This is a genomic window from Pleionea sediminis (assembly GCF_007570825.1).
Classification (GTDB): Bacteria; Pseudomonadota; Gammaproteobacteria; order Enterobacterales; family Kangiellaceae; genus Pleionea; species Pleionea sediminis.
Map to the genome: position 1 here is coordinate 80,945 of NZ_SUNB01000005.1, position 11,243 is coordinate 92,187.

General features: G+C 40.5%; 12 protein-coding genes. 6 read left to right on the top strand and 6 right to left on the bottom strand.

Annotation, left to right across the window (positions count from 1 at the left end):
- Positions 1–7: 7 nt before the first annotated feature.
- Together FAX86_RS17070 and FAX86_RS17075 are read right to left on the bottom strand one after the other, a co-directional pair.
- A complete protein-coding gene (locus FAX86_RS17070) occupies positions 8–700 on the bottom strand; it encodes a response regulator transcription factor (RefSeq protein ID WP_144394691.1) in 693 nt (230 codons plus the stop codon).
- A 59-nt stretch (positions 701–759) separates the two neighbouring features.
- A complete protein-coding gene (locus FAX86_RS17075; protein ID WP_144394692.1) occupies positions 760–1,881 on the bottom strand; it encodes a DJ-1/PfpI family protein in 1,122 nt (373 codons plus the stop codon).
- A gap of 134 nt (positions 1,882–2,015) precedes the next feature.
- Here FAX86_RS17075 and FAX86_RS17080 point away from each other — a divergent pair, with 134 nt between their 5' ends.
- A complete protein-coding gene (locus FAX86_RS17080) occupies positions 2,016–3,236 on the top strand; it encodes an aspartyl protease family protein (protein WP_164503646.1) in 1,221 nt (406 codons plus the stop codon).
- A 160-nt stretch (positions 3,237–3,396) separates the two neighbouring features.
- Here FAX86_RS17080 and FAX86_RS17085 read toward each other — a convergent pair whose 3' ends face one another.
- Genes FAX86_RS17085 through FAX86_RS17095 form a run of 3 tightly spaced genes read right to left on the bottom strand, consistent with a single transcriptional unit; the run spans position 3,397 to position 7,233 of the window.
- The gene (locus FAX86_RS17085; RefSeq protein ID WP_144394694.1) at positions 3,397–4,221 is read right to left on the bottom strand and encodes an HvfC/BufC N-terminal domain-containing protein; all 825 of its coding nucleotides are present in this window, start codon (positions 4,219–4,221) and stop codon (positions 3,397–3,399) included.
- Positions 4,222–4,249: 28 nt separating this feature from the next.
- A complete protein-coding gene (bufB, locus tag FAX86_RS17090) occupies positions 4,250–5,206 on the bottom strand; it encodes an MNIO family bufferin maturase (RefSeq protein WP_144394695.1) in 957 nt (318 codons plus the stop codon).
- The gene (locus FAX86_RS17095) at positions 5,206–7,233 is read right to left on the bottom strand and encodes a ferritin-like domain-containing protein (protein WP_144394696.1); all 2,028 of its coding nucleotides are present in this window, start codon (positions 7,231–7,233) and stop codon (positions 5,206–5,208) included. The genes bufB and FAX86_RS17095 overlap by 1 nt, the downstream gene beginning before the upstream one ends.
- Before the next feature lie 576 nt (positions 7,234–7,809).
- On the opposite strand from FAX86_RS17095, the gene FAX86_RS17100 reads away from it, so the two are divergent.
- On the top strand, positions 7,810–8,121 hold the full coding sequence (locus FAX86_RS17100) for a DUF6916 family protein (RefSeq protein WP_144394697.1): 312 nt from the start codon (positions 7,810–7,812) through the stop codon (positions 8,119–8,121).
- A gap of 14 nt (positions 8,122–8,135) precedes the next feature.
- Here FAX86_RS17100 and FAX86_RS17105 read toward each other — a convergent pair whose 3' ends face one another.
- On the bottom strand, positions 8,136–8,624 hold the full coding sequence (locus FAX86_RS17105; protein ID WP_144394698.1) for a GNAT family N-acetyltransferase: 489 nt from the start codon (positions 8,622–8,624) through the stop codon (positions 8,136–8,138).
- Between the two features lie 71 nt (positions 8,625–8,695).
- Between FAX86_RS17105 and FAX86_RS17110 the strand changes: the two genes are divergently transcribed.
- The 4 genes from FAX86_RS17110 to FAX86_RS17125 all read left to right on the top strand — a co-directional run bounded on the left by FAX86_RS17110 (position 8,696) and on the right by FAX86_RS17125 (position 11,232).
- Positions 8,696–9,232 (top strand): phage tail protein, encoded by a 537-nt coding sequence (locus FAX86_RS17110; RefSeq protein WP_144394699.1) that lies wholly within the window; start codon positions 8,696–8,698, stop codon positions 9,230–9,232.
- Between the two features lie 18 nt (positions 9,233–9,250).
- A complete protein-coding gene (locus FAX86_RS17115; protein WP_144394700.1) occupies positions 9,251–9,784 on the top strand; it encodes a phage tail protein in 534 nt (177 codons plus the stop codon).
- 10 nt (positions 9,785–9,794) lie between these two features.
- Complete coding sequence (locus tag FAX86_RS17120; protein ID WP_144394701.1) at positions 9,795–10,334, top strand: phage tail protein; 540 nt, start codon at positions 9,795–9,797, stop codon at positions 10,332–10,334.
- A gap of 73 nt (positions 10,335–10,407) precedes the next feature.
- A complete protein-coding gene (locus tag FAX86_RS17125; RefSeq protein ID WP_144394702.1) occupies positions 10,408–11,232 on the top strand; it encodes a sulfotransferase in 825 nt (274 codons plus the stop codon).
- The last annotated feature ends 11 nt before the right edge of the window (positions 11,233–11,243 follow it).

Consider the following 11,243-nt stretch of genomic DNA (forward strand, 5'->3'; position numbering starts at 1 on the left):
AAGGCCTTTAATTTTCGACGGCTAAACTAAAGCCAACACCGTGTATTGTCTTAATGATAGGTTCTGGAAATGGTTTATCAACAGCTTGTCTGAGTTGATAGATATGTGAGCGTAGAGAGTCCGATTCTGTTGGATCATCTCCCCACAGCTTTCTAGCGAGCTCAGAACGTGTCACAACTTTAGGGTGCGCTTGGGCAAGTATTTCAAGAATCGAATAACTCATGCTTGTTAAATTGAGAGGACGGTTTTGACGCATCGCTCGTTTACTTGCAGTATCAATCATGAGATCTCCCACATGAATTGTCTGTGGTTGATGCAATTGGTTACGTTGCGTTAGAGCAAGACATCGCATGTGGAGCTCTTCCAACGCAAATGGTTTGGTTAAGTAGTCGTCCGCACCTTGTTCAAATCCAGCAATTTTATCTGGTAAGGCATCTCTTGCGGTAAGCATGATAATTGGAGTTCGATATTCTGCATTTTTACGAATATTCTCGCAGACTTTTAAGCCGTCCATGCCAGGTAGCGTTAAATCGAGAATAATGACGTCATAATGATTTTCAAGTGCAAGTGATAAACCGCTTGTACCCGAGTGTGCAAAGTCAAGCGTATATCCTTGTGCCTCAAAAAACTGTGCGATATTCTTGCACAAGTCAATTTGATCTTCGATGAGTAAAATATAAATTGATGCCCGCTCTTTCATATCTATTGCTCTGATTGGACACTATGAAGTGGCACAGTGCCCAGTAGCTTTTAGGATTATTATAGTTGTTTTAATAACTCTTGAGCACTATTCATATCTGGATGTTCGCGGAGTAGCTCGGTAATCACTTCTTTTGCTTGCTTTATATCTCCAAGTTGTTGGTAAGCTTTCGCGATTTGTAATGCTATTTGTGGATGTTTCATGTCCTCTTGTGCAACTTGCAGCAAAGTTAATGCATCAGCTGTTTGCTTTTTTGTTTTGGCTTCTAAAAAATAATAGTATCCGTACATTCCGAGTAACTCTGGTTGAAATTTTGATTTATTTGCTCGATAAGTGTTGATGACATCAGACTTCCCTCTCAAAAACTTAGATACGATAGCCAGTGTTTGATCGTCTTTATAACGATTGATTTTAGGGTTTTTGATTCCCATCGTTTCGAGCATGGCCTTTGCGACATCAACCGTTGATGTCGGATTTTGGCCTGTAATAAGTCGGTTATCGATCGCGACATGACTCAACATCATCGGGCTACTTTCAAACCTAGCTGTACGTTGTTTTAGTTTATCTTCGAGCATAAACTCAAATTTTTCAGACCATTTTTTCCCAAACAGTTTTTCTTCTTGGTTGGTAAAGGCATTAACTGCTTTTCCTGCGACCAGGTAGTTACCATTGTTGAGCTTTACATTAACTAATGCTGCTGGCCCATGACACACCGCGCCAATGGTGCCACCCGATTGATAGATATCAGAGATGATCGCCTGCAATGGCTGATGATCGTGCAGATCGAACATGGCTCCTTTACCACCAACCACAAAAACCGCATTGTAATTACTCGCATTAATTGTCGAAAGTTTCAGTGAATTCTGTAGTTTTTGTTGTGCTTGGCGGTCTGCCAAAAATGCTTGGTTAAAAGGCTGGTCAGGATTGTATTGATCGGCTTCAGCGAGTCCGCCTTCAGGACTGGCTATATCGACCACGACTCCGTTATTGTGAAACGTCAAATAAGCTTTCGATAATTCATCAAACTCAAAGCCAGGTTGAGTTTCTCCATTGTTTTCTCCATGACTACTGATTACCATCAGTAACTTTTTTGCAGGAGCGCGAGAATCGACATTACTGGCACATACTAAGGCCAGTGAAACGAATAAATAGCTGATTTTATTAGAAATATACTTAAGCATGGAGTAAGCCCTCTTAGTCTTCAATTGCTGATAGCTTACCAATGAATCTGTGAAATAATTGTCAAATGCCATTTCACATCGATTTCACATCGTCTGCGGTATCTTTAAGCATTCTTGACCCATTGGAGAAGACCATGCGTGCAGTGCTTGTTTTACTATTTATCACTGGCTTATCGGGCTGTAACTTCATTAACAGTGTTCGATTGCTTAATGCAAATGACAGTTTGGAACCTGTCTGGTTGTATAAAGAAGAGATTGCAACTGTGAATTCCCATTACATTGGTGAGCAATTATTTATCGAAGCCAGCATTAATGGGCAAGAGGGTTATCGATTTTTAATTGATACAGGCGCATCGATTCCTTGTCTTATGACTACCGAAAAGGTGAAGCAATTATCTTTGGTAAAAGAATATGAAGTTGAAATTGGTGGCAATGGAAATGAGTCAGACTCACCGGCGTTTGCTACTCAAATAAAACAAGTCGATTTTGGACCTGTCCGATTTAATAATATGACATTCTGTGTCGTTCCGCTCGAAACAACTCAATATTATTTACGGCAAGATGAAGCTTTATTTGACGGGGTTATTGGTGTTCAGTTGTTTGATCATTATCCCATTCAAATCAATCCTGAAACTAATGAAATGGTGGTTTTTAAAAATGAATATCAGCCTCACGCAGAGGATTCACACGTGGTTTTGGAATCCAGTTGGGGCAAGTATTATATTCAGGCTGAAATTGAACTCACTTCCGACAGCTATCAACCTGTTGAAATGATTGTTGATAGCGGAAGTCGTAATTACATTAAACTCAATAAAAGTATGTTAAAAAGCCTTAATACGAGCACGCCCAGAGTTACGGCGGCAGACTTTGGTCTTAGTGGTCGAAATGTGCATGAAAGAGCACTAATTCCTGGGATAAAGGTAGGAAATCAAGAAGCAAAACAAATCCGAGCGAACTTTATTCACGACGATGACGATGATGACATAACCTACATTTTAGGCAATGCTTTTTTAAATCATTTTATTGTGACGTTCGATGTAAAGAATGAGTCGATGTATTTTAGACACGGTACACAGTTAGAGAAGTTATCCAAGTTTAATTTGATAGGCTTGCAACTGCGTAAGACTCAGTCCGGACTCTTTGTGGTTCGAAATATCATACCTCAATTGCCTGCGGCGCGTTTAGATTTTGAAGAGGGCGATCTTATTTCCTCAATCGGTGGTGTTCCTGCCGTTGATATGAGTTTGTCTGATTGGATAACTCGTTCGTCGCTAGAAGAGTCTATTGAAATATGTCGGATTAGAAAAAGCGATGAGCGGTGCTTTAATACCGTGCCGTCTCTTTGGTTTAAGTGAAACTTTAGTCTTTAATGAAAGCTACTGTTTAATGGTGAGTGTTATTGTTGTGTTTGTATTAGAAAAAATGATGATTATTATTTTTGATAGATGGTTATGAGCTAGAACTTAATGTACTGATTAACGAAAGAGACAATGTTTTATGAGGTGTTATAGAACATTATCGATTCATTAACTTAAAAACACCCAGTTTTAGCCACTGTTCGCGAATGCCTTTTGGTTTTGACCAATCTTTCATGAGTTCCACTTGATTCACGCCATTGACAGTTATTACTTGATTGATAGCTGTAGTAATGTTTGAGTACTCGATGAAGTTCTTTAACAGTGAATATTCAAGTTCATTCATGGTGACTAATCGAGTCTTATAGTTTTTTCGAACAAGTACAGTGTAAGTGGTGTGTAATGGAGGTAGTTTGGGTGACTGGTTATCGCGAACCTGACAGTAGTAATTTGCAACTGGAAAGCGAGTGGAAATAAGTGCTATGGCTCGCTGTGGTTTCAACTGGTTGTCGTCCATGTTGTCCGAAAGTTTCTCCAGAAGATTTGCTTCGTCGCCTGGTGCATCAAACATAATAAAAGCTTGTCGTTCAAAGTAAGCCAAATCAATCATAAAGTTAATCCAGGCTTCTTGCTTCTTTTCAGGAAGCTCTGCATCGGGCCTCGTTTTTTGAAGGTAACTGGGAAACCTTTCACCCAGCTCGTGTAAAGAATAACTGTTTGATGGGTATTCGAATAAATAATCTTGTGCGAAGGCATTAAATACTGACTCGCCTAAACAATAACATAGAGCGGGATATTGTTCACGTAAACAAGACAGTAATCGAGCGTAATAACTTCTCTGATAAATACCTAGGCTTTCAGAAGCCGTTAGCTGTGAAGTGTGAGACACATTAATGTCAATACTTTTTTTATCGACTTGTCCCGGAAATATTAGAGCCTGTTGCATCCAGTGTTGTATGTTTTTTAAAGTATTTGAGTTGTGCATGATTTTGGTTTTTATTGGATTATCAGCATTAGCTGACTTTGTCGGTAATATGACTCATTACTTGAGGAACCATAAAGTGATTGGGCGTAGAAATAGCATCTTCTGATTGTTCAAGATTATGAAGCGTTGATGACTCTACCTGAGAGCCTTTTATGAAATTCTTCGCTTTAAAAATTTCAGCTTCACAGTCTACTAAACTTGGAATGTTTCCGTCCCATTCTAAGCAGGTTGCCACTCCCTGCGTTTGTTGCCAGGCAAATTGGAATAAGCGCCACACTTCATCGCGAACCGGTTGATCGTGTGTGTCGATAAGGTGAGTGCCACAATCTTGATGTCCTGCAAGATGCATTTGAACCACATTGTCAAATGGAAAGTCATTAAAATAATCAAAGGGATCCTTTCCAGCATTAAACGAACTCACAAAAACATTGTTGACATCGAGTAACAATCCACAGTCAGTTTCATCAACCAATGCTTTTAAGAATTCTGGCTCTTCCATATTCGAATGATTGAATGTCATGTAAGTACTCGGGTTTTCGAGAACTAATTGACGTCCTAGATAATCTTGAACTTGATTCACTCGCGTCGTGATATGGTTTAAAGTCTCTTCGTTTAATGGAACCGGCAGTAAATCATGGCTGTTGATGCCATTAATACCCGTCCAGCACAAGTGATCGCTGACCCATTCAGGCTCTATCACCTGGGTAAGAGTTTTTAAATTTTTTAAATAATCGAAGTTTAAAGGATCGCAACTACCAATGGATAATGAAACGCCATGAAAAACTAAAGGGTATCGCTCTGCGACTTGCTGTAAATCATAAAGTGATCGTCCTTTGGAGTTCATATAGTTTTCACTAATGATTTCAAACCAATCGACGCGTGCCTCGCCAGCAAGCACCTGCGTCATGTGAGGATGACGCAGGCCCAAACCAAATCCGATTGAGCTTCTTGAACTTGATTTTTCTTCGTGAGTAGATTGAGTCATTAACTGCAACTGCCACCACCACTCATACCGCTGGAACCACAGGCTGCATAACAACCGTTATCGGATAGAAATTTATTGGAAGGCCCAACCATTTCGTTTTCTCCATTGACATCTTGATAGGCTTCGCTGGGTGGATTGCCAAAAATCTTGCCTTCGTTGTTCATTCGTTCTTCGAAAGCATGGCGTGCCATTTTCCACACGCTTTTACGTTCAACGCCATCGGCCGTTGCAAAGCGTTCCGCATTAATTGGCGTTGCACAAGACCCGTGTCCGCGACAGGCATTGCCACCCGGATTACTTTGTTCCTCAGTTGTTCCATAAAGTCCACAGCCGCCTTGATGTTTACAATCGTTAAGCGTATGACAAGAATGAACATTAGCGGTTGAACAGTAACCTTGTCCGGCACAATCATTGGTAAATCCATGATCGGAACGACCTTGTCCCTTACAGGCATTCAATCCCATGCAGGCGTGTTTAACCTCGACGGGTTCAAGTTTGCCATCGAATTGACGTATGGTTGCAATATCAGGTAATTCATTCAATCGATTGATCATATTGTGTGAATTCAGCATGGCCAGTTGATTGGTGTAAGAGCTGCTTTTACTCGCTTCGTCGGCAGATTCTTTTGCCGCTTTTTCTTTAATCGCATTAAAGAACGATAAGACATTGAGCTTTGCCGGTTGACCATTAGAAATAATATCGATGTTCTCAAAAGTCGGGGCCATCGCGCACTCTATTGTCGTTTTGCCATCTTTGCCTGATTTATCTTTAACTTCGCAAGTAAAGGTGCGCATGCCTTGAATGAGTTTGTCTAACACCCAAATCATTGCTTTGTGCATTCCAACATTAAATAGTTCAACTTGTTGAACTCCACTGACCGTGTAAGTCGCTTCTGTCATCAATAACATGTATTGATAAATCGCATTACACAAGTTGGAGAGTTCATGCAAATTTTCTGGGTAATCGCTAGTAAACGGATTTTCAGGATACGGATAAGTAATAAAGTTGAGCTCAGTCTCAGTGATCAGACGGTCGGCAGGATCGGGTGCCTTTGGATGTGGCGCTACCGCTTCGTGTTTTGGATCGTAACCTTCGAGTTGCGACTGTAACAATAGAAACTTGTAATAGTGGGAGTCTTCCGTTTTGCTTTGGTCATCAGTTGGCTCTTCTTTATATTTTCCGCCTATTGCAAAACCTTCACCTTGATCACAAATGGTGGTAATCGCTGTTATAGCGGTATATTTGTTTGTCACTTTAATCAGTTCAACGGGACCCGCATGACTGTCGGAAGAATTTGGAAAAACAGCAGTTTTTGCAGCAGACTCACTTTCTCCAGGAACATTCGACGCTTGATACGTTGACTTTGGATAAATCGTATCAATACAGTTTTGACTGTAATAATCGTTAGAAATTTGAAATTTTGCCGGACCTGAAAAGTCGTCGTCAGTAATGTGCTTAGTGCAAATAGCTGCCCGTATGTAAGAATAGAAATCGCCAATGGTATCCCAGTTATTATCTTTTAGTTTATCTTTAGCTTCTTTGGGATATTCAATCTCAAGAAAATTCCACATGGATTGCAAACCGAAGCCTTCAAGTTTGATATCAATTGGTTTTTTATCAGGACCTTTTTTTTTATGGAAGGGTAGATTGGTTCCTCCACCGGGAATCGAGTTGAAGTTCGGCGATTTACCATAAACTTTTGGCTTAACACCGAGTGCAAAGAGAATATTTGCCGCAAGAGACATGTGCAGCATTTCTTCAACGGCAACACTCATAATAATCCCACCCGCTTTGTTGGCAAACAGATTTAAGTCTGTCTCTTTTGCTGCCGTAATATTGGGTTGGCGGTTGATGGAGTAGTAGGTGTAAAGGTAAATGGGTAATGTGGCCAGTTCGATTTCTACTGCAATCTGGAGATCCTTTTTGAGCTTCGCCAGTAACTCTTCTCGTGTGTAATCATCTTCAAGGGTTTTTACCAGTTTTTTTTCTTTAGATGTAAGTTTGAATAGCGGGTCTGGCTGATACATGAATTTTCTCCTTGGTCATCAAACTGAAACACAGGTAACTTCTCTGCTGTGTAAATTAATCAAAAAGCTTAGTCAGCGTTAACAAAAATGTCTAAGAGCTGAGTGCTGAAAAGAAGTGAAGATTACAAAACGCAATAAATCGAGTCAGTTATTGAATAAAAATTTTATTTCGTAAAGAAATATATAGGGTTGTTTGGTTTGGTAAACGTTTAAAAAAGTGATTTTAACTTTAATCGAGATGGTCTTTGAATGATTTGAAAATTAAAAAACTTAATTTTAACAATGGAAAATTGACCATAAGTTTGTAAGCAATCTCTGAGAAGAAAATAAGATATTCGCTGGTTTATTAATAAATTCATAAATAAATGAAGATGGAGTTGATGGAAATTAAAAATTCAATATATAAAAATGAGTTATTCCCAATCTTTCCTATTGTTGTGGTCGTTCAATTTCTTGCTATTGGCGTTTTTTGTGACTAGCTTTTGTAAAGGAAAATATCACTTTAATTTTTAGGGATTGTTCTATTGAACAATAACGTATTAAAAGCGAATTAATCGCGCTGGAGAATTCAATACAATGGAAAACTATAGTTATGAAACACTACGTGGCATTGTCGGAGAGCAAGTTACGATTGAAGATAAACAGGGAAATGAAGTTTCAATAACTCTTTCAGAGGTGAATAAAGGAAAGATTGATGGGCCAGACTGGGAAGCCTTTTCGGCTATCTACCAAGGTCAAAATGAGTTTTTTATTCCTCAAGGCACCTACACATTAAAACATCCTTCTTTCGGTGAGCAACAACTTTTTCTCTCTCCGAATTCTGAAACCGAATATGAAACGGTGGTCACTCGCGAGCGGCGAGACAAACATCACGTTGCCGCATCTTAAGGCTGATAAAGATGTTACGGACGCCACTCCATCAACAAATAAATATCATTTGTTTTGGTTTTCAAATCAAAACCCAGGCGTTCATACAGTTTTTTTGCCGGGTTGTTGTGTTCAACATGAATGGTCACCGAGCGATTGGTTTGCCGCGCTTCATCGAACAACTGCTGAAAATAATGCGTGCCCAAACCCATATTTCGGTAATCAGGCATCAAAGCAATATCAACAATTCGAATTTCATTATCCCAGTAATCAATAAACAGTCGACCGATCGGTTGTTGTTCCAGCTCAATGATAAAAAATGCATCACTATTGTAATGTTGAGTGTAATGCGTCAACTGAGCATGAAACTGTTGGTCGATGAATTGCTTTTTTTCTTCCAAAGTAAAGTTAGTCATCGCCAGCTCACTTTCTCGCGTCGAGCCATACAGATCGCGCATAAAGGGAATATCATCCGATGAGAACTTACGCAAAGAGAGTTTTTGGATCCATTTTTTATCAGTCATAAGAAACAGAGTGTGAAGGTTAAAAATTTGATTGTGAGGCGGCTCACGTAAATTGTAAAGAGGAAACTAATATGTCGGAACCATTTTTAAGCGAAATAAGAATGTGGGGTTTTAGTTGGCCGCCACGCGGCTGGCAAACCTGTGATGGACAAGTTATGGATATTAATCAAAACCAGGCTTTGTTTTCATTAATCGGAACAAGCTTTGGTGGTGATGGGCGAACGACTTTTGGCTTACCTGATATGCGAGGCCGTTCGCCAGTGCATTCTGAGGGTGGTGAAATTCGTATAGGAGAAAAATCGGGTGTAGAAAGCGTTACTCTAAATGTTGGGGAAATGCCTGCTCATAATCATGCACTACGAGGCACGACCGAGAATGCCAACGTTAATGATTTTACCAGTCGTGTACTGGCTGCCGGTTATCAGAATGTTGGCCGTCCAGCTCGTCAAGGTCCTAAAGATATGTACGGTCCTGCAAAAAATTTAGTCCCACTGAACTCACAAAGCGTTTCTAATAATGGTGGTAGTACGCCGCATTACAATATGCAACCGTCATTGGTTGTTAATTTTTGCATCGCCGTTACTGGCTTGTTTCCATCACGCAATTAATTCAAAAGGACTGACACAATGAGCGATCCTTATATCGGTGAAATTCGAATGTTCGCAGGCACCTTTACGCCGCAGTCTTGGGCGAATTGCAGCGGACAAATTATGGCAATATCACAAAACAATGCATTGTTTGCACTGTTGGGAACAACTTATGGAGGCGATGGTCGCACCTCATTTGGTTTACCTGACTTTCGTGGGCGTATACCAATACATCAAGGATTAGGACCTGGCTTAACGTTTCGCCGGATTGGCGATCGATTTGGCTTGGAAAGAGAAACACTAACTATCAGTGAAATGCCCAGCCACAATCATGCATTTGTCGCCAGTACCGACGATGCCGATTCGAGCAATCCTGCTAACGATGTATTAGCGTCGCAGTCCGATGGTGATCAACCTTATGCGGGAACACCGTCTGATCCGTCAAACTTTCAACAGTTAAATAGTCAAACAATAAGCTATACAGGAGGCAGCCAAAGCCACGACAACATGATGCCTTTCTTATGCGTCAATTTTATTATTTGTCTCTTTGGTACCTTTCCATCACGTTCATAAGGAGTGAAACATGTCTGAACCCTTTATCGCAGAAATTCGTATGTGGGCATGTAATTTTGCTCCACGGTCGTGGGCCTTTTGTAATGGTCAACTACTTCCCATTTCAGAGAATACAGCGCTATTTTCTCTGATCGGTACTATTTATGGTGGTGATGGACGATCAACCATGGGATTGCCCAATTTATCGGATCGAACTCCTATGAATCCTGGTGATGGTCCTGGCTTAACTTCAAGGCGCTTGGGAGAAATCGGTGGTGAGAAAGAAGTGACATTAACCGAGTCGCAAATACCGCAACACGACCATGTTTTGACCGGAGTTGCAGAAGCCGGTAATTCGGGTCAACCGAGTGAGGCTCACTTTATGGGACAAGATGCCGAGTCAGCTGCTGAAGTTATTTCTTTTACCTCCGATCAAGTTGCCATTAATGCGCAATTGGCCCCTGAAAGTTTAGCGAACAGTGGGCAAAACTTGCCACACGAAAATCGTCAACCTTATTTAGGCGTTAACTTTTGTATTGCGTTGCAAGGATTATATCCATCTCGCAGTTAATGTCATTATTTCGAAGGTTATTTTAATACCGGGGCTAAGGCCCCGGTAATAGGATGAAAAAAATATCACTAATATGAATAGAAAGTTTCATTTTATTTCCGGACTACCCAGGTCCGGATCAACCTTGTTGTCAGGGCTACTTCGACAAAACGATTCCTTTCATGCTGCCATGTCCAGCCCAGTCGCATCACTGATGAATGGGTGTTTGGAACAAATGGGAGCCGGTAGTGAGTTCTTTACTTTTTTCGATGATGAAAAACGTAAACATGTGTGTCGCTCGTTATTCGAATCTTATTATTACGATAAAACAGATTACTCCGTTATTTTTGACACCAACCGAATTTGGAATGCGCGACTGCATCAACTCACTGAATTGTTCGATAACTTTAAAGTCATTTGCTGCGTGAGAAATCCAGCATGGATTATGGACAGCTTTGAAAGAATTTATCGAAAAAATCCATTCGACTACAGTCGAATGTACAACCCGCAATCGCGCCAAACCGTTTACTCTCGTTGTGAAGCATTAATTAATGCTGGCAGTGTGGTGGGTAGTGCTTGGACGGCGTTAAAAGAAGCTTACTATGGTGAGCATTCTCATCGACTATTACTAATTGATTACGATTTATTAACTCAGCATCCGGAAAAAACTATGCGGTTACTGTATGAGTTTATTGATGAGTCTCCTGTGCAGCACGATTTTGGCAATGTGGATTACCAAGAAGAAGACTTTGATAAAAAGTTAGGAGTTAAAGATTTGCACACTGTGCAAAGAAAGGTGGAGTTTAAGCCGCGTAGAACCATTCTACCTCCCGACTTGTTTGCGAAATACAACGATATGACATTTTGGTTAGATAATGCGGGAACTAACGCCAGTATTATTGCACCGAAAGAATCCTAAACGTTTTTTAG